Origin of the sequence: Chryseobacterium sp. MDT2-18 (assembly GCF_030815285.1) — a bacterium.
Classification (GTDB): domain Bacteria; phylum Bacteroidota; class Bacteroidia; order Flavobacteriales; family Weeksellaceae; genus Kaistella; species Kaistella salivictor.
In genome coordinates this window covers 141,963-160,551 of the sequence record NZ_JAUSWQ010000002.1, presented here as the reverse complement: position 1 = coordinate 160,551, position 18,589 = coordinate 141,963, and the positions used below count along the sequence as shown (strand labels likewise).

The window sequence follows — 18,589 nt, the reverse complement described above, 5'->3', positions numbered from 1 at the left end:
TTAAGAGGAATTGAGTCTATTTAAAAAATTGGTCGGAAAAATACTGAATCAACCTGAAGAGGATGACGAGCAGGATTTGATTAAACTTGGGGATCAGTTGAAAAACGCTGACCTCGACTATAAGTTTGCTCAATTATTTACCCATTCCGGAGGTTTTTTCAACTATTGTGCAGACGAAGCAGAAGCGCTGCAGACTTTGAACCACATTCTCAAAATAGAAAGCGTAAAATCTGTTTTCTGCTGGGACAATGATTTAAAAAATTTCCTTGATGTAATTAATGTCCCTTATACTACCGAACTCGAATTGTTTAATGACTGCGCTTTTATCACTTGCGAATATTTAATCGCTTATGATGGCCGGATCATGCTTTCGCACAATAACATTCTGCATTATCACTCGTCACGGTTACCGGAAAAAGTAATCATCATGGCAAACGTGTCCCAAATTGTGACGAACCTGAATGACGCGATGAGCAAAATCAAACGCAACGGAAATATTAGAAACCTTACTTCAATCAGTGGAAGTAATTCTAAATTAGACACTCCGAACAAAGACAATACAAAACTTTTCTTACTTTTGCTCGAAGATTAAGCTCTTCGGATAAAGGATCTTTTACAATGCATATTTTCATCAATATTTAATCACATCAATTTTGGATAAAAATTTAGTGCTGCGACTTTTCGGTGGTCTTCTATACGGTTTGGTCGTTGTTCTCTGTACTACCTCATTGGGGGCAGAATTCATTAATGGTTTCTCGCCGGGTCTTGTTCAGCAACAAAATCTTTATTACGGCTTAATCACTTTTTTCCTTTTCATCGGCGCATGGGAATGCGTGAGGATGATGAAGTTCGATCCGAAAGGCTGGGAAAAATGGGTGGTTTTCCCGTTGATTCTTTTTGTGTTTTATCAGTTATTTTCCAAAAGGTATTTCAATCACGGTTTTTATTTCAATTTTAATTTATCCGAAATTTTGGCCATTGTACTGATAATCATTGCGGTAGTAACCTTGTTTCGTTTTCCTAAAGAACTTTATTATGACAGCGGGAAACTTATTTTTACCGTTATCTACACTGCACTTCCGTTCGGATTTGCGCTAGGTTTACCCAAATTTTCTACCATAGAACACACCTTTACTTTAGAAGTGTTTTTCCTGTTCGTTTTAATTTGGAGCAGTGATTCATTTGCCTATTTCACAGGAAAATTTTTGGGAAAACATAAAATGGCTCCGAAAATTTCACCTAAAAAAACCTGGGAAGGATTCGCTGGCGGCGTTTTCTTCACCATCATTCTTGGCTATTTCATCGAATTAAACTACCCTGATTTAAGAGGGAATTATATCATCGTCGGATTTTTAGTTTCCGTTTTTGGTCCTTTAGGCGATTTGGTCGAAAGCCAGTTAAAGCGAACTTTCGGCGTTAAAGATTCCGGAAATGTCATTCCGGGACACGGCGGTATTTTAGATCGGTTAGACAGTTTTATTATCTGCGTACCTGTCGTATATTTGTACTTTATTTTAGAAAAATTAATATAACATGAAACTACACAAAGAATCCAAAGGAACCATAATCGTAGCGAGTCTACTTTTTGCAGTCATTGGTTTACTGTCAATTTATTTCTTAGAGATGTGGAGTTTGGCCATCATCATTCCTTTACTGATTATTTATGGATTGATCTTCTGGTTTTTCCGCGTTCCCCATCGGGATATCCTGAATCACAAAGAAAACGTAATCGCTCCGGTGGACGGGAAAGTGGTGATGATCAAGGAAGTGGATGAAGATGAATTCATCCAAGGAAAAGCCATCCAGATCTCAATTTTTATGTCACCTTTGAATGTTCATATTTGCCGCTACCCCGTTTCTGGTGAGGTTATTTATAAGAAATACCATCCCGGAAAATACTTAGTCGCCTGGCATGAAAAATCCTCCACAGAAAACGAGAGAACAACCATAGCCATAAAAAGTTTAACCAATCATACAGTGGTTTTCCGCCAGATTGCAGGTTATGTGGCAAGGCGCATTGTATTTTATTGTAATGAAGGGGATCAGGCAAAAGCCGGTCACGAATTCGGTTTTATCAAATTCGGTTCCCGCATGGATATCTTCTTGCCGATCGATACAGAAATCACCTGCAAAATCGGCGACAAAACAAAAGGGGGAATTGATGTTATCGCCAAAATGAAAGAATAATTTCTGAGAAAATATACAACCTACCATCCCGGAATTTTTAATTCCGGGATTTTTTTTATACTTTTAAAGTCAATCATAAATTTTTTCTAAATGAAATCCCTTATATTATTTTTGTTTACGTTCACTTTAATGCTGACTTCCTGTAATAAACAGGGACAGGAAAACCAAATAAAAGAGCGGGAAGCAGCGCTTCTTATCAAGGAGGAGAAATTTGCTGAGAAAGAACAGGATTATGAAGCTTTGAAAATGCTGCGCGACAGTTTAAAACACCTTCCAACCGATACGATAAATGCCGTAAAAATTCCCGAAAAAATCCTCGGAAAGTGGAACGGCAAAATGATTTGCACCGAGTCTAACTGCTCAGAACACGTCATCGGCGACCTGAGAAATGACCTTTGGGAATTTACCGGAGATCATTTGAAAATTACGAATAAAAGCGGCGGTGAAAAAATATATACCGGGAAATACAACGGCTCCGAATTAAAATTAACTTCAGAAAACAATTCTCCGGCCACCAACCAGTCCGTCATTACTTTACAGCTGTCTGATCAGACGACGGGCAGAATAAAAGGCAGCCGTGAATTTACCGGCAACAACTGCATCTCGAAATTCTCTGTAGAATTAGAAAAAATCAAAAACTAAAATATGCTCACTCTCTTAAAAGTGTCTCAATTCGATCTTCCGTTAGAAGATCCGGTTCTTAAGTTTTTGGTTGTTTTAATCATCATTCTTTCGGCTCCTCTTTTACTGAATAAAATTAAGGTCCCACACCTGTTGGGGCTCATCATCGCAGGAGCAGTTGTTGGCCCGAACGGTTTCAATATACTCACGCGGGACAGCAGTATTGTCGTCACAGGAACCACCGGATTACTGTACATTATGTTTCTCGCCGGATTAGAAATTGATTTGGCAGAGTTTAAGAAAAACAAATACAAAAGCATGGGCTTTGGTGCTTATACTTTTATCATTCCTTTTATCATTGGAATCGCCGCGGCACATTTTATTATGGATTATAACTGGCTCACTTCCTTTCTGTTTGCCAGTATATTTTCTTCGCACACGCTTATATCGTATCCCTTGGTCAGCAAGCTGGGAGTTGTTAAAAACCGGGCAGTAAATGTTACCGTTGGAGGTACCGTAATCACCGATATTCTTGCCCTTTTGGTTTTAGCAATCGTTGTGGGAATGACAACCGGAGAAGTGAACGCTGCATTCTGGACCAAACTTTCTGTGGGAATCATCATTTTTGCACTGATTGTTTTAATAGGATTTCCAATCATCGGACGATGGTTTTTCAAAAAAGTAAGCGACAAAATATCGCAATACATCTTCGTATTGGTCATGATTTATTTCGCAGCACTTCTGGCTGAGCTGGCGGGGATCGAAGCGATTATTGGTGCGTTTCTGGCGGGATTGGCATTGAATAAACTGATTCCGCATTCTTCTTCATTAATGAACCGCGTCGAATTTGTCGGAAATGCGATTTTTATTCCTTTCTTTCTGATAAGTGTAGGAATGCTGATTGACGTTACCGTCTTTTTCAAAGATCTGGAAACCATCAAAGTCGCCCTGCTAATGATTACCATCTCCATTGGCGGAAAGTATCTGGCTTCCATTGCGACGCAGAAAACCTTCTCCTTTACCAAACCGGAAGGCGGAATTATTTTCGGACTGAGTTCAGCTTCGGCGGCAGCTACTTTAGCCACAGTAACAGTCGGTTACAATATCATCATCGGTGAAACAGATCTAGGCGAACCCATCAGATTACTCGATGAAAGTGTTCTCAATGGAAGTATTCTTCTCATCCTGATTTCGTGTACAATTTCGTCTTTTGTAACCCAGAAACATGCGGAAGAGTTGGTAAAAGCTGATAACGAAAACACCATTTCAGACAATAATCCCGAAAGAGAAAACATCTTATTGGCGGTAAACCATCTCAATACCGTAGATCCAATGACCAATCTTGCCCTGCTGATTAAATCCAAAAAAACGGCAGAAAATCTATTTGTCTTAAATATTATCAATGAAGAAAAAAATGACTCTTCAAAGAAAAACGCAGAAACTTTATTAAATAAAACAGTCGAAATCGGCGCTTCTGCAGATGTGAAAATAACGCCCATAACCCGTTATGACACTGACGTTATTGATGGAACCAACAATGTGATTAAAGAATATTCGGTCACCGATTTAATGATCGGCATCGATGCGGAAAAAGGGTTCTCACCAGGATTTATCTATAATCTATACAGTGGATACCTGAATAATAATGCCACCAATATTCTGATTTATCATGCCAGACAACCTGCATCGACTATTCAGAAATATGTGGTTATTTTGCCGGAAAACGCCACCAGGGAACCTCACTTTTTCCATGCATTATTAAAAGTTTGGAATCTGGCGCGAAATTCTGGTTCCAAAATAGAATTCTACGGAAACGATGCAACCATTGCGATGCTTGAGAAAATTAAAAAGAAAGTAAATATCGACGCCAGTTTTATTATTTTTAATGACTGGAATGAGTTGCCGAAACTCTTTGATAAAATGAAGGACGATGACGCTTTAATTTTGTTCATGGCACACCGCACGATGGTTTCTTATCAGCCGCAAATGCAGCTGGTTCCGGATTACCTGAACACTTATTTCCGCCAACGGAATTTCCTGTTGATATTTCCGGCTCACGAAGACGAAATAGAATACAGGAAAGATACGCGCGATATCGCTAATGCCGATGATTTTGTAGAAATAGGGAAAATTGTTGGGAAATTATTTAAATAAGAAACTAAAATTTAAAAACCTTTTTCTTGGTCGGCGCTTGTGGAACCTTACCCCGCAACGGCGTGAGAAGATCCATTAATCCATTCATTTTTATTTCGTAAATGGTGGAAAGTTGCATTCCTAACTTTCCGGGTGGCATTCCCTGGCGTTGAAACCATTCTAAATAATTGATGGGTAAATCCACCAACAGAACTCCCTTATGTTTTCCAAAAGGCATTTCGGTTTTACAGATTTCTTGTAATATTTCGGGGCGCAGTTCAGGAATCATCATGATTTTTAGGAAAGATGTATTAAATACTTAGATCTATTTTCTTTTCAATTTCTTTCGGTTCAGGCATGATAATCTCCCGGTCGTTTTCTGAAAATTCATCGCGGTAAACCTGGATTAATAAAATGGTGATTGAAATTAAGATCGGTCCGAAAATTAAACCCATAAAACCAAAAAGATTGATTCCCATAATAATTCCAAATACGGTGTTAAGCGGATGAATATTTTCAAGTTTCTTTAACAAGGTAAATCTCAGCAAATTATCAGTTAATCCTACAATGACCAGACAGAACACCGCCAGTCCTAAACCCGGACCTACATTTCCTTCGGCAATCATGAAAATACAAACCGGAATATAGACGATTGCAGCTCCAACAATCGGAAGCATGGAGGCCACACAAGTCAATGCAAATAATAAAATCGCACTGGGAGCACCAAAAATAAGATAACCAATTAAGGCGATCAATCCTTGCCCAATCGAGACCACCGGGATCCCAATTGCGTTAGCCATAACCATTTTTTGAATTTTCTCACCCAATAAATTCACGTTTGCTCTCTTTAAAGGAGCTGAACTTTTCAGTAATTTTTCAAAAAGAAGTGGCTTTTCCAACATAAAATATAGGATAAAATACATCGAAGCGACAACTGTTAAAGTATTGAATGTACCACTTAGCGCCGCAGTAGAAAATTTAGCGACGTTATCTTTAAGTTTGGTTAAATTTTCATTGCTCAGGATATCAACATGGGTTTTAGCATAAATAAAATCATGAATCTTATCGATGAAAATATTGAATTTTTCCATGTAAACCGAAGCATTCCCCAATTTCTCGATAAGCAAACCTCCGATAAAATAGATAGGCAGAATCAAAACCACCAGCGTTCCCAATATAATAACCATTGAAGCGACCCAGGGTTTCCACTTCAACGTTTCCTGTAAATACAGATTATACTTTCTCGTAATAACATAAAGCGTAATCGCACCTAGAAGCGATGGCAAGAATAAGGATAGATGAAAACAGATTAATCCAGCAAGGACAACAATCAACACAAGCAAAAAAAACTGCTTGATTTTTACTTCACTGATTTGATGTTTTCTATTCGGCATAATTGATTATTAAAAAAAGCAGTGGTTTAAGACCACTGCTGTCAAATGTACAGATATTCTTTAAAACACCGAAGTTTTATTTAAATTTTCACCATGATTGGTCGTGGCCTACCACAGAAAGCACAATAAGCGGAATACATGACTACCAGATAAAACAACATCGTGAAAACAATTCCGATTCCACATAGAAAAATGCCCGCAGCACTGATTAAGAGCCCAAGAAAACTCGATCCCAAAAATGTTCCGTAATTTTCTTTTGCAATAGAAAATGACTTGCCCAATGCCTCCGAAAAACTGGCGTTTTCAAATAATAAAATTGGATAACCTAACAGAAAGAAAGGAAGAATAAGAAATACTGGCAAAAAACACAACATCGCTGAAATGACCATCAAAATGCTGGTTATCAAAGAATACAAAATAATATTTAAAAAATTTTGTCTGAATCCGATAAACAGATCAGAGAACCTTATCGATTCCTGCAAATTGTATTTGTTGGTAATGTAAATAAGCCCTACATACAGCGGTGCAGAAAGCAAACTTACCAAACCTGAAAGGCCGGAATAAAGCCCAAATCTTGGTATCGACCATAAATTTGGAAAACTACCTTCAGAAGATTTTATTTCTTCCATCATGTCTGCAGAGTTAAAGCCTGAAATTGGCTGCACTAAGAGAGAAACAGCAAACGAAATAAGAACCGCTGCTATTGCATAAAGAAATACGCCTTTATACATTTCGAAGGCATGGGAAATAATTGCGCCCGCCGATTTTTCGGGTCCGGTCGGCTGATCAAATTCTTCAAGAGTATCCATAGTTTTATTTTTAATGTTCTCAAATTTATCATTAAAAATTTATATGGTCAAAATTTCGCAAAACATTCTACTCATTTTCTTTAAAAAACTGCTGATATAAAGCATATATCATCGCATGCCAGAAAGGAAAGGTGAGCAAAAACCCAAATCCGAACAGCAATATTCCGGATAGACTAAATAATACGGCAATCATCACCGAAATAAGAATCGTGGTGAAATCCTGTTTTAATCCTTTAAAAGTTAACTTAATGCCTTCAATGGTATTTACATTCATAAAAAACATCAGAGGAATTGAGAAAAGGGTGAGAATAATCCAGACAAGCCCCAGTATTACTAATGAGTTGGCATAAGAAAAGACAATCATCCAAAAAAGGTAAAATCCGAAAAACTTGAAGAAATCAAAACCCAGATAACCTGCGAATAAATCATTCAAACCTACTTTTTCCTTAAGATCTATTTTTCTGTAAATTTTATAAAAACCCACATTTAATGGATTTAACAAAGCGAAAAGAAAGAAAATCCCTAACAGGAAACCTTGAGTTTGCGGCAATTTTGCAATCTCTTCCATCTTTTTATTAAATGCCGGAAAATCGGTTTTTACCAATTCACTGTATTGGGTCACCTCATCCCACAGTCCAAAATATCTGAAGAGATAAAAATATCCCAGAAAAAACAGTGAAAAGTACAGCAAGCTAAACGACAACTGATAAAATAAAGTGCTGTTCCAGTACGTAAATGCCGTTTTTAAAATCTTCTGTATGCTGACCTTTTGCGGGTAATTATTTTCCATGCTGCAAAAATAAGCAAAACCTAAAGATTAACTCCTAAAAAGAGTATTTTTGCCCAATGCTAAAAAACAGTCATCCCAACTTTGATAAAATGGATGAACTTTCCCAAAAGAAAGTTCCCTTCTTTTTTATGGTTGATTTTTTAGTAGAGAACGTTCTGGTTTTTACGGAAAACGAATTAATAAAAAACAGCTTATATATTGATTTTCAAAACAATACAGATATCCCTGATCAACAAGAGAACCAAACCAATATTCAATTAAAATCATTTCCAGAAAGTGAAGAGATTTATAAAAAAGGATTTGATAAAGTTCAGCAAAATCTGAAACTGGGAAATTCATACCTCACCAATTACACGTGCAAAACCGAAATTGAAATCAACCTCACCTTAACGGAAATTTTTCATCGGTCAAAAGCAAAATACAAAGTTCTTTATCAGGATCAGTTCGTCTGTTTTTCTCCTGAAACTTTTGTTGAAATTATTGATAATGAAATCTTTACACATCCGATGAAGGGAACAATTGATGCCTCCACCGAAAATGCAGCTGAAGTTTTGAAAAACGACATTAAAGAAAAAGCCGAACATTATACAGTGGTCGATTTACTCCGGAATGACCTGAGCATGGTTGCTGATGAAGTGAAAGTCAATGAATTTCAACGAATCGATTTCATCCAAACCAATAATAAAGATTTGTACGCGATGAGTTCAGAAATTTCAGGCAAACTGAAAGCCGAATTTCAAAACAAAACAGGAAGCATCATGAAAAAATTACTTCCTGCCGGTTCCATTCTCGGTGCACCAAAACCAAAAACATTAAATGTCATTCTGGAAGCAGAAAATCACAGAAGAGGATTCTACACTGGCGTTTGCGGTTGGTTCGACGGTAAAAATCTGGATTCCTGCGTGATGATCCGGTTCATCGAAAAAGAAAACGGAAAACTTTATTTCAAAAGTGGTGGTGGAATCACTCATTTGAGTAATTTTGCCGATGAATATCAAGAAATGAAAAATAAAATTTATGTCCCAATTCATTGAAAGCATTAAAGTAGAAGACAAGCAGATTTTCTTACTGGATCAACATCAGAAACGCGTCAATGAAACGTTTTCTAATTTTGGCAAAGAAGTCACCATCAATTTAGAAGAGATTTATAAAAGCCTGGAACATGATGAAGATGGTCTTTATAAATTTAAAATCGTCTACGATCTGACGGGGAAATACAAAACACAGATGATCCCGTATGCGATGTCCGAAATTTCTGATTTTAAGTTAGTTGAAAATAATTCCTATGATTATTCCTTCAAATTTGAGGATCGGAAAGAACTCGAAAAGATGAAAATTTTATCGAAAGCCGCGGAAATCATCATCGTAAAAAACAATCACATTACCGATTCTTCCTATTCTAATCTTTTATTTAAAAAAGGGAAAGACTGGTTTACGCCAAAAACCTATTTATTAAACGGAGTTCAGAGACAACATTTACTCCAATCGAAGAAAATTAAAGAAGCGGAAATTACGCTGCAAAACATGAGCGAATATTCTCATTTTCAAATCATTAACGCAATGAATACTCTGGACGATAATTGCAGCTATCCGATAGAAAAAATAAAGAATTTACCTAAACAGTCTGAACACATCGGACTGTAATTCCGTTACGATTTCAAAAATTCGAAATAGCCTTTTAACACCTCAGCATTTTCTATATCCGAAGTGTCAACTTCCAGAATTTTCGGCTTCTCATCCTGTTTAAAGAAGTGATCTAAAACCCGCGAAAGCGTGTCCTCATCATCAACTTTGGTATAAGCAAATCCAAAATGTTTTGCTAAATATTCTGCATTTTTATGATGTTTTGTCAAAATAAATTCGTCCAAAGCATTGGTCGAGCTCGGTCCGGGAATAATTTTAAAAATATCTCCGCCGCCATTATTAAAGATAATAATCCGGGTATAAGGCGGAATATAATTGTTCCACAAACCATTGATATCATAGAAAAAACTCATATCTCCCGTTACCAGAACAGTTTGCTCTTGCGATTTCATTGCAAAGCCCATCGCGGTCGACGTGGAACCGTCGATTCCGCTGGTTCCGCGGTTGCAGTACACATTATTTTTCTGAAAATCAAAAAGTTGCGCATACCGGATCGCAGAAGAATTACTGATATGCAGATTGATTTTTTCCGGTAATTTTGCAGAAAGCAGTTCGAACAGTTTAAAATCTGAAAAACTTGTCTGCTCACAATATTGCGTGTGTTTCAAATCTCTTTTATCACGCAGAACATCCCACAGGTTGAAGTATGGACTAGGTTCCAGTGAAACAAACTTTAATAATTGAGCAAAGAATTTTTCAGGAGTTGCTTTTATTTTTTCAGTCAGGGCAAAGAAAGTATCAGGGTGCCAAACCTCATCAATATGCCAGTGACATTTTGGATTCGCTTTTCGCAGGAACTGTTTTACTTTTTTTGAAACTACATTTTGGCCAACCGTAATTAATAAATCAGGTGCGTAAGTCGTGAAATCCGCCTCTTTAAAATTAAAAATATAGCGGTCAATATGTGCGAAAAACTTATCGTGTTTCAAATTGGAATTGGCTTCCTTCAAAACAACAACACTATGATTTTTAACCAATTGCGACAACTGCATTTCCAGCTCTTCACTATAATCTCTTGTGCCGACCAAAATCATAATTCTTTTAGAAGTATTCCATTCTGCAATTATATTTGAAGGCAATTCATAAGCCGTTTCTCGGATTGTTTTTTCTACAGGCGGAAAACTCGGCAGTTCCGAAACCATATTGTACAAAGGTTCTTCCAGCGGAATATTGATATGAACCGGCCCCTGTTTTTCAAAACAGACCTCGATGGCTTTTTTAATTAATGCGAAATTATAATCCCCGGCATTTTCTTCTGAATCTTCCAACAACTGAAAATCTCCGTAGGAATGTTGCTGATATAGATCTTTCTGGCGAATGGTTTGTCCATCGAATATATCGACAAAATCAACAGGTCGGTCTGCCGTCAAAATTAAAAGCGGTGTATTTGAATAAAAAGCTTCCGTAATCGCCGGATAATAATTGGCGGCGGCAGAACCGCTTGTACAGGTTATTGCTACAGGTTTTTTCGCACTTTTCGCCATTCCCATTCCAACGAAAGCCGCACTTCTTTCATCTACAATACTGTAGCAGTTCAGTTCATCCATTTCGGAAAAGTGAATGGCCAACGGTGCATTCCGGGATCCGGGCGAAATAACGATATCGGAAATTCCGTATTCTTTTAATAAATATGCTAAAATCTGAATGCTTCGTTTGGACGAGAATTGTTTCATAATCTAATGGATTGTGGCAAATTTACTGATAATTAAAATTTTAATCTAAAAAAACTTAAATTTGCAGACGAATTCTTAATCAAACAAAATGAAACAGATCCCAAGTGTGGATTTGCGTGATTTCCTTTCGGGTGAACCGGAACGCAAACAAAAATTTGTAAATGAAATCGGAAAAGCATACGAAGAAATTGGCTTCGTTGCGCTAAAAGGTCACTTCTTAGACGACCGGTTGGTTGATGAACTTTATGGCGAAGTAAAACAATTCTTTGATCTTCCAGTAGAAACAAAACAGAAATACGAAATCCCCGGAATCGGCGGACAGCGTGGTTATGTAGGTTTCGGAAAAGAAACCGCAAAGGGTTTCAAAAAAGGAGATTTAAAAGAATTCTGGCATTTCGGACAGTATCTGGAAAACGGCTCAAAATACGCAGCTGAATATCCGGATAATGTAGAAGTTACAGAAAATCCCAAATTCAATGTTGTTGGAAAAGAAGCCTACCAAATGTTGGAAAAAACCGGCGTTTATGTTTTGCGTGCTTTGGCTTTGTATCTTGGTTTAGATGAGTTTTATTTCGACAAATTTGTCGCTGAAGGAAACTCTATTCTGAGACCAATCCATTATCCGCCGATTACGCAGGAGCCGGACAATGCAGTTCGTGCAGCTGCGCACGGCGACATCAATTTGATTACGCTTTTGATGGGCGCGCAGGGAAAAGGACTTCAGGTGATGAATCACGATGGAGAATGGATCGATGCAATTGCACAACCAGACGAACTGATGATCAATGTTGGCGATATGTTGTCGAGACATACCAATAACAAACTGAAATCTACGATTCATCAGGTGGTAAATCCACCGAGAGAAATGTGGGGAACTTCCCGTTATTCCATTCCGTTTTTCATGCATCCGGTGAGCGAAATGCCGCTGAATGCTTTAGAAAACTGTGTGGATGAGAACAACCCGAAATTGTATGAAGACACTACGGCAGGAGAATTTCTGCACGAGAGATTGATTGAACTTGGTTTGATCAAAAAATAAATTCATCTTTTGATAATTTAAGGAACGGGCAATTTTGTCCGTTTTTTTTATGATCAGGCAGTTCAATAATCAAACACAAGCCGTGCAATAAAAATGGAGCCTGAAACACTTAAGCAAAAATGGCGCTGTTTTCTGTTATTTTAAATTTTGCAAAACTGTGGTTAAATCTTCGTATTTTTGCAAAGTTTTAAACAGCATTTTCCAGACATCTAAAAAATGCTGAAATGAAGAACCACAATTAAATAATTTCAACGTATGTCTTTAATAAAATCAATCTCAGGAATCCGCGGAACCATCGGTGGGAAAGTTGATGAAAATCTAACCCCGCTTGATGTGGTAAAATTCACGTCCGCTTTTGGGACTTGGCTTCAAAATAATAAAAACAAAAAAAATTTAACCTTAGTCGTTGGACGCGACGCCCGAATTTCCGGTTCCATGGTGAATTCGTTAGTTTGTGCAACTTTGCAGGGCTTGGGCATTCACGTGGTAGATTTAGGACTTTCTACAACGCCAACTGTTGAGGTAATGGTACCCGAATTGAATGCAGATGGTGGAATTATCCTCACCGCTTCGCACAATCCAAAACAATGGAACGCGCTGAAATTATTAAATGAGAAAGGCGAATTCATTACCGGTGAAAATGGCACCGAAGTTTTAGCATTAGCAGAAAGTCAGGATTTTGAGTATGCCCAGGTTGATGATTTAGGAAAATACGAAACCAGAGACGACGCTTTCGATATTCATATTCAAAAGATTTTGGATCTGCCGATGGTTGATGCCGAAGCCATTAAAGCTAAAAAATTCAAAGTCGTTGTAGATGCTGTAAACTCTACCGGCGGAATTGCCATTCCTCAGTTGTTAGAACATTTCGGGTGCGAAGTCGTGAAATTATACTGCGAACCGAACGGCCATTTTCCACACAATCCGGAACCGTTAAAAGAACATTTAGGAGACATTTGCGAACTGATGAAAACCGAGAAAGCAGATGTTGGAATCGTAGTTGATCCAGACGTTGACCGCTTGGCTTTGGTGGATGAAAACGGTGAGCTTTTCGGTGAAGAATACACTTTGGTCGCTGTTGCAGATTATCTTTTGAAAAATAAAAAAGGCGCAGCGGTCTCTAACCTTTCTTCGAGCCGTGCTTTAAGAGACGTCGCGCGTACGTTGGATTCCGAATATTTCGCAAGCGCTGTGGGAGAAGTCAACGTAGTTACTTTAATGAAAGAAAAGAATGCGGTTATCGGTGGCGAAGGAAATGGAGGAATTATTTACCCTGAACTTCATTACGGTCGTGATTCTTTGGTGGGTGTGGCTCTATTTTTGACGCATTTGGCAAAAGAAAACAAAACGGTTTCAGAACTCCGGGCGACTTATCCAAGTTATTTTATGGGTAAAAAGAAAATCGAGTTAACTCCCGATATTAATGTTGACGAGCTTTTAACTAAAGTGGAAAAAGAGTATCAAAATGAGGAAATTTCAACCATTGACGGCGTGAAAATCGATTTTGAAAACAATTGGGTACATTTGAGAAAGTCAAATACAGAACCGATTATCAGGATTTATACCGAGGCATTTACACAAGAAGAAGCCGATCAGTTGGGAGATCAAATGATCGGAAAGATAAAAAGTCTGATTTAAAAATGAAAAGACAAAGTCCGAAGACAGATGTTTTCCGCAGATTTTTGATTTTTCAGATATAAATTATTAATTTTATTTAAATTTAAAAAAACAATCATCTCAATCAATCCGGAAAATAAAAAAGAATTGTCAAAAATCAGTACTTGTTCTTAAAGCTGTCGGAGTGGATTTTGTTGAGACTGGAGAATTTTAGGGTAAAGATTTTGTAAAAAAAATTAAAAAATCTAGACAAGAGATAAAAGAGGGGAAACCCAAAAAAAGTGCTCTTGAGATTTATGGAAATAAAAAAGGATAGTATTAATAAAAGAAAAAACTTTTTCAAAAACTACAAAGTAATTTTAGCAATTGAAAAAAGATAACAAATATTTTGGAAGAATTTTTTGAAAATGAACTTGTTGAAAAGTTCGAAGCAATGGTTGAGAATAACGATGAATTCTACTTCGAAACCGAAGAGTACGAAGAAATCATTATTTATTACCTCGAAATGGGGGATATCTCCTTCGCCGATATGGCAACGAAATATGGGTTGAAAATTCACCCGAACTCCCTTGATTTAAAAGTGAAACAGTTCGAAGTTCTTTTGGAACTGGAAAAATATCCTGAAGCCAAAGAACTGATGACGGAACTGAAGGAATCCTGTATGGATAATACAGACTTTCTGGTGTGCTGCGCCAAATACTATTCTAACCTTGGAAATCCAAGACGCTCCATTGAGTATTGCGAGAAAGGGCTGGAACTGGAAGAGGAAGAAAACTTCCTGCATAATTTCATCGCAGATGAATTTGTCAATTTGGAGGATCCGTTTAAAGCTTTGAAGCATTATAAACTGGCTCTGAATTTCGATCCCCAGGATGAGTATTCCTTAGAAAACGTGATGTCCTGCTATAACCAATTGAAGAGAAGCGATGAAGCCATCGAATTTCTGAACGGTTATCTGGATAAATTTGCGTTCTCAGAAACCGCCTGGTACGAATACGGACAGTTTTACTTTAACAGGAAAAACTACGAAGAAGCGATTAAAGGTTTCGATTATCTTTTGGCAATCAATCCGCAGTCCGTGGGAGTTTACGCCAACAAAGCGGCCTGTTTCGAAGCGATGGGCGAATGGCTGAAAGCCATCTCTGTGTACGAGGAAATGCTGGCGTTGGAATATACCAAATCATTTACTTTCTATAAAATTGGATTGTGCTACAAAGAAAACAAACAGCCGGTTTTAGCCTTGAACTATTTTCAGAAATCATTGCGGGACGATCCCCAGTTTTATCTGTCGATGATGGAGCAATCGTACGTTTATGAAGAAATGGGCGCAATGAAGGAAGCCCTACATTTTGCAAAAGAAGCGGTTTCTTTGAACGAATCGAATTTGGATTATCAGAAAAGACTTGCTTTTCTGTACATCGAAGGTGGGAAGTTTGAAGAAAGTTTAGTCTGCCTGAAAAGGCTGGTTGATTTCGAACCGGGGCGTTTCTACAATTGGTATGCTTATTCAGAGGTATTAATGTTGATTGGCGAGTTTGAAGAAGCTGTAAATGTGCTGGTAGAAGCGACAAAATCCCATCACAGAGCCGAACTGTTTTATCAGTTAAGCAACTGTTACTTCCAGCTGAACAGCCAGAAGAAAGGCAGGGAAGCATTGGCAACGGCTTTAAATCTCGATCCTCACTTGCTCGAAGATATGCAGCAAAAATATCCTTTTCTTAAGGAAGAAGTGGATAAAGTAAAAACCAAAAAGAAATAATTTTTTTTAAATAAAATTAAAACGCATTTTTCAATGCGTTTTTTTTTGTATTAAAACAGAACTGAAATAGAATTATCGATAATACATTTCCAGAAACTCAAAAAACTCAGCCATTCTGAAAATATTATTAATGATCAGGTAAAAGAACAGAACAGAAACAGTACCGTACAAAAACGACAGCGTTTTCGGCGAATCTTTATAACCATAAAACAGCCAGCCCAGAAGCAACGGAATTACAAATATAAAATGACCGCCGTAAATATAAGAAGTGTGCAATCCGAATTTTAAAATGCAGTGAATGACAATATCCACCAAAAAAGAAATCATCAGAATGTGAACGAATTTATTTTTAAAGTTTTTGGCAAAACTCCACAATACAAGTGTTAAAACCGCTGCCACAAAAAGATACGGAACCGCAGAGGAATACACATCCATGAAAAGCGCTTTGTACTGGAATCCTTTTTTATTGTGATAATCCCGTGTCGCAAAGCTGCTGAACAGTAAATTACCGCCAAAAAACCAGGACACCATCATGTCCCAAACCGGCGTAACTTTTGGGTTAGAAAACTTTTCGTATTGTTCACCGGATTTATTTAAAAAGTTTAAAAACTTAAAATCCAGACGGTACAAAAACAATAAGACAAATACAGAAACAGAGATTACTACGCGTAGAACAAGATTTCCAAATTTCCGCCAGTTGCGGAAAACCTTCTTTTCAAAAAGAAGCGGAATATAAACTTTAACAATATTCGTTACCGTTAATCCACCGATTGCAACGCCTGCCAAAGCCAAAGCCGCAGCGGAAATTTTTTCTTCCTTTCTCAATTTTAAAGCGGCATAATAATTAAACAAAACCAGAAATAACAAAGTGTAAGTGTAGGTTTCCGGGGTGAAGGAAAGTAAAATCGGCGTGGTGAAAAAAGAGAAAAAGAAAAGAATCAATAAAGAAATCTTTTGGGGTAACGCAATAATATTCTTTAAATATTTGTAAATCTGAATTAAACTTAAACTCACCGCAAAGTTGCTGCACCAAGCCAAAACCAGCCGGAAGGTTTCATCTTTCTTTCCATGAGAAAACAAGTACGCAAACTCCCGGATCCAGTTGAAAAAATAGTTTGCCAGAGGATGTCTCTCAAATCCCCCACCCGTCATGACAATTGCCCGGTTGTCAAAACTAAAATAAGCATCCCACGGAATTCGGTCATCAAAAACAATCCGGTAATTCAACGCAATTGTGGTTCCCAAGAACCCATACGCTGTAAGGAACAGTAGAAATAAAAACAATTCGAATTTTGTTTCCGGGAAAACAGTTTTCAGAAAACCGGTTAATTTTTGTTTCAGATTCAAGGTAATAATTTTGCGCAAAAGTAAGAAATTTTAAGAACTGCAGGAAAGGGTTGAACAACCGGTTTGTCCATCATACTGCGGAGGTCGTTTTACAGAAAACTCCGGGTAGATTTCCTGGTAAGGGTTTTCTAAGGCAGTAAGCAGTTTGTTCAGCAATTCTTTTTTTCCTTCATTCAGCTCATTGATGCATTCAAAAAGCAGATAATTTCTAAGAATGAATTTAGGATTTGTTTCTTTCATTATCATTAAAGACTCCGTTTTTGAAATTGAATTTTTCGCCAGCCGACTTAGATAAAGACTGAGAAATTCTCCAAATTTTTCAAATTGCTCTTCGGTTGTTTTTGAATAGAAAACCTCTTTAAAGTGGATTTTAAAATCAACATTTTCCGAGTATGCTTCCAGTTGTTTAAAAAATAAAGTATAATCAATTTCTAAATCCTGCATGAGTTGTTGTGCTTTGGTGAATAATTCGTCATCACCTTGCTGCAGCTTATCGAGACCGAATTTTCTGGCCATCATTTCATCATGCCTGATCCAAAAGTCGGTATTGAAATCATTCAGGGTTTTTTCTAATTTCTTTTCATCTTTAATTAAAGGAAACAAAGCATTTGCCAGTTGCCAAAGATTCCATTGCGCGATTTTTGCCTGATTCCCAAAAGCGTATCTGCGGCCGGGTAAATCGGTCGTATTTGGGGTAAAATTCAGATCATACTCATCCAGAAAAGAAAACGGACCGTAATCAATCGTTAAGCCGAGAATCGACATATTGTCGGTGTTCATTACTCCGTGAACAAATCCAACGCGGTACCATTCTACAATCATATCGGCCGTTCTATCGGCAACTGCCTTAAAGAATTCCGCATATTTTTCCGGACCGGTGCTGTGGATTTCAGGGAAGTAATTTTCAATTGCAAAATCGGCGAGTTGTTGCAAAGTTTGATTTTCACCTTGGGCAGAAAGCAGTTCAAAATGTCCAAGCCTTAAAAAACTCGGTGCGGTTCTGGTCATGACAGCGCCTTTTTCATAAGCGGCATTCCCATCATATAACATGTCCCGAACAACTTGTTCTCCGCTGACAGAAAGGGATAACGCACGTGTTGTCGGAATTCCCAAATGATACATCGCCTCACTCATTAGATATTCCCTAACGGAAGACCGGAGAACGGCTCGGCCGTCTGCGTGCCGGGAATACGGAGTTGCACCGGCACCTTTCCATTGTATTTCTGTGTTTTCACCTTGGGCATTTTTAATCTCTCCGGCGAAAATGGCACGGCCATCTCCTAATTGTCCCGCCCAGTTGCCGAACTGATGCCCTGCGTATGCTGTTGCGTAAGTTTTCATACCGCTGGGAAGAGATTTTGCATTTAAAAAATCTTCATCGGTCTGGTTTCCCATTTTTTCTAAACCGATTTCGATTGCAAGTTTTTCATTAAATACAATCAGTTCAGGGTTTTCAAAACCGGCAATTTCTACGGTAGAAAATACGGCTTTTGGTGTTTGCCTTTGCATGGGATTTCCAGAAAGATCGCCGGGAAAAAGCGTTAAGTATTGTTGGGTAATTTGGTCTAAATTCATG

At 37.8% G+C, this 18,589-nt stretch carries 17 protein-coding genes; 10 read left to right on the top strand and 7 right to left on the bottom strand.

The window, feature by feature from the left end:
- Positions 1 to 10 precede the first annotated feature (10 nt).
- The 5 genes from QF004_RS02660 (at position 11) to QF004_RS02640 (ending at position 4,962) form a co-directional block, all read left to right on the top strand.
- Complete coding sequence (locus QF004_RS02660; protein WP_133439133.1) at positions 11 to 592, top strand: LUD domain-containing protein; 582 nt, start codon at positions 11 to 13, stop codon at positions 590 to 592.
- 61 nt (positions 593 to 653) lie between these two features.
- Complete coding sequence (locus tag QF004_RS02655) at positions 654 to 1,532, top strand: phosphatidate cytidylyltransferase (RefSeq protein ID WP_307422384.1); 879 nt, start codon at positions 654 to 656, stop codon at positions 1,530 to 1,532.
- Position 1,533: 1 nt separating this feature from the next.
- Positions 1,534 to 2,187 (top strand): phosphatidylserine decarboxylase family protein, encoded by a 654-nt coding sequence (locus tag QF004_RS02650; protein ID WP_133439135.1) that lies wholly within the window; start codon positions 1,534 to 1,536, stop codon positions 2,185 to 2,187.
- A gap of 90 nt (positions 2,188 to 2,277) precedes the next feature.
- Complete coding sequence (locus QF004_RS02645; protein ID WP_133439136.1) at positions 2,278 to 2,829, top strand: hypothetical protein; 552 nt, start codon at positions 2,278 to 2,280, stop codon at positions 2,827 to 2,829.
- A 3-nt stretch (positions 2,830 to 2,832) separates the two neighbouring features.
- Positions 2,833 to 4,962 (top strand): cation:proton antiporter, encoded by a 2,130-nt coding sequence (locus tag QF004_RS02640; RefSeq protein ID WP_307422380.1) that lies wholly within the window; start codon positions 2,833 to 2,835, stop codon positions 4,960 to 4,962.
- Positions 4,963 to 4,966: 4 nt separating this feature from the next.
- Here the strand turns inward: QF004_RS02640 and QF004_RS02635 are convergent, their stop codons facing one another.
- From QF004_RS02635 to QF004_RS02620, 4 genes are all read right to left on the bottom strand, one after another.
- Positions 4,967 to 5,218, bottom strand: a complete 252-nt coding sequence (locus tag QF004_RS02635) for a DUF3820 family protein (RefSeq protein ID WP_133441050.1) — start codon at positions 5,216 to 5,218, stop codon at positions 4,967 to 4,969.
- Positions 5,219 to 5,252: 34 nt separating this feature from the next.
- A complete protein-coding gene (locus tag QF004_RS02630) occupies positions 5,253 to 6,335 on the bottom strand; it encodes an AI-2E family transporter (RefSeq protein ID WP_307422378.1) in 1,083 nt (360 codons plus the stop codon).
- Positions 6,336 to 6,415: 80 nt separating this feature from the next.
- Positions 6,416 to 7,144 (bottom strand): beta-carotene 15,15'-monooxygenase, encoded by a 729-nt coding sequence (locus QF004_RS02625; RefSeq protein ID WP_307422376.1) that lies wholly within the window; start codon positions 7,142 to 7,144, stop codon positions 6,416 to 6,418.
- A gap of 67 nt (positions 7,145 to 7,211) precedes the next feature.
- Entirely contained in the window at positions 7,212 to 7,934 is a 723-nt protein-coding gene (locus tag QF004_RS02620; protein WP_307422375.1) for a hypothetical protein, read from the bottom strand.
- A 56-nt stretch (positions 7,935 to 7,990) separates the two neighbouring features.
- On the opposite strand from QF004_RS02620, the gene QF004_RS02615 reads away from it, so the two are divergent.
- Entirely contained in the window at positions 7,991 to 8,968 is a 978-nt protein-coding gene (locus QF004_RS02615) for an aminodeoxychorismate synthase component I (protein ID WP_307422373.1), read from the top strand.
- Entirely contained in the window at positions 8,952 to 9,578 is a 627-nt protein-coding gene (locus QF004_RS02610; protein ID WP_133439142.1) for an aminotransferase class IV, read from the top strand. The genes QF004_RS02615 and QF004_RS02610 overlap by 17 nt, the downstream gene beginning before the upstream one ends.
- Before the next feature lie 5 nt (positions 9,579 to 9,583).
- On the opposite strand, the gene menD is transcribed toward QF004_RS02610, so the two are convergent.
- Complete coding sequence (menD, locus tag QF004_RS02605) at positions 9,584 to 11,251, bottom strand: 2-succinyl-5-enolpyruvyl-6-hydroxy-3-cyclohexene-1-carboxylic-acid synthase (RefSeq protein WP_307422371.1); 1,668 nt, start codon at positions 11,249 to 11,251, stop codon at positions 9,584 to 9,586.
- An 88-nt stretch (positions 11,252 to 11,339) separates the two neighbouring features.
- On the opposite strand from menD, the gene QF004_RS02600 reads away from it, so the two are divergent.
- The 3 genes from QF004_RS02600 to QF004_RS02590 all read left to right on the top strand — a co-directional run bounded on the left by QF004_RS02600 (position 11,340) and on the right by QF004_RS02590 (position 15,666).
- Positions 11,340 to 12,290, top strand: a complete 951-nt coding sequence (locus tag QF004_RS02600) for an isopenicillin N synthase family oxygenase (protein ID WP_133439144.1) — start codon at positions 11,340 to 11,342, stop codon at positions 12,288 to 12,290.
- 255 nt (positions 12,291 to 12,545) lie between these two features.
- Positions 12,546 to 13,928, top strand: a complete 1,383-nt coding sequence (gene glmM / locus QF004_RS02595) for a phosphoglucosamine mutase (RefSeq protein WP_307422368.1) — start codon at positions 12,546 to 12,548, stop codon at positions 13,926 to 13,928.
- 367 nt (positions 13,929 to 14,295) lie between these two features.
- On the top strand, positions 14,296 to 15,666 hold the full coding sequence (locus QF004_RS02590) for a tetratricopeptide repeat protein (protein ID WP_133439146.1): 1,371 nt from the start codon (positions 14,296 to 14,298) through the stop codon (positions 15,664 to 15,666).
- A 72-nt stretch (positions 15,667 to 15,738) separates the two neighbouring features.
- Here QF004_RS02590 and QF004_RS02585 read toward each other — a convergent pair whose 3' ends face one another.
- Positions 15,739 to 17,031 (bottom strand): DUF6080 domain-containing protein, encoded by a 1,293-nt coding sequence (locus QF004_RS02585; RefSeq protein WP_307422365.1) that lies wholly within the window; start codon positions 17,029 to 17,031, stop codon positions 15,739 to 15,741.
- A gap of 12 nt (positions 17,032 to 17,043) precedes the next feature.
- Complete coding sequence (locus QF004_RS02580) at positions 17,044 to 18,588, bottom strand: YdiU family protein (RefSeq protein WP_307422364.1); 1,545 nt, start codon at positions 18,586 to 18,588, stop codon at positions 17,044 to 17,046.
- Position 18,589: the final 1 nt, after the last annotated feature.

Coding starts and splice junctions, on each gene's coding strand:
- QF004_RS02640 (WP_307422380.1), top strand. CDS start 2,833: ATGCTCACTCTCTTAAAAGTGTCTCAATTCGATCTTCCGTTAGAAGAT.
- glmM (WP_307422368.1), top strand. CDS start 12,546: ATGTCTTTAATAAAATCAATCTCAGGAATCCGCGGAACCATCGGTGGG.
- QF004_RS02600 (WP_133439144.1), top strand. CDS start 11,340: ATGAAACAGATCCCAAGTGTGGATTTGCGTGATTTCCTTTCGGGTGAA.
- QF004_RS02610 (WP_133439142.1), top strand. CDS start 8,952: ATGTCCCAATTCATTGAAAGCATTAAAGTAGAAGACAAGCAGATTTTC.
- menD (WP_307422371.1), bottom strand. CDS start 11,251: ATGAAACAATTCTCGTCCAAACGAAGCATTCAGATTTTAGCATATTTA.
- QF004_RS02645 (WP_133439136.1), top strand. CDS start 2,278: ATGAAATCCCTTATATTATTTTTGTTTACGTTCACTTTAATGCTGACT.
- QF004_RS02630 (WP_307422378.1), bottom strand. CDS start 6,335: ATGCCGAATAGAAAACATCAAATCAGTGAAGTAAAAATCAAGCAGTTT.
- QF004_RS02615 (WP_307422373.1), top strand. CDS start 7,991: ATGCTAAAAAACAGTCATCCCAACTTTGATAAAATGGATGAACTTTCC.
- QF004_RS02620 (WP_307422375.1), bottom strand. CDS start 7,934: ATGGAAAATAATTACCCGCAAAAGGTCAGCATACAGAAGATTTTAAAA.
- QF004_RS02580 (WP_307422364.1), bottom strand. CDS start 18,588: ATGAATTTAGACCAAATTACCCAACAATACTTAACGCTTTTTCCCGGC.
- QF004_RS02650 (WP_133439135.1), top strand. CDS start 1,534: ATGAAACTACACAAAGAATCCAAAGGAACCATAATCGTAGCGAGTCTA.
- QF004_RS02625 (WP_307422376.1), bottom strand. CDS start 7,144: ATGGATACTCTTGAAGAATTTGATCAGCCGACCGGACCCGAAAAATCG.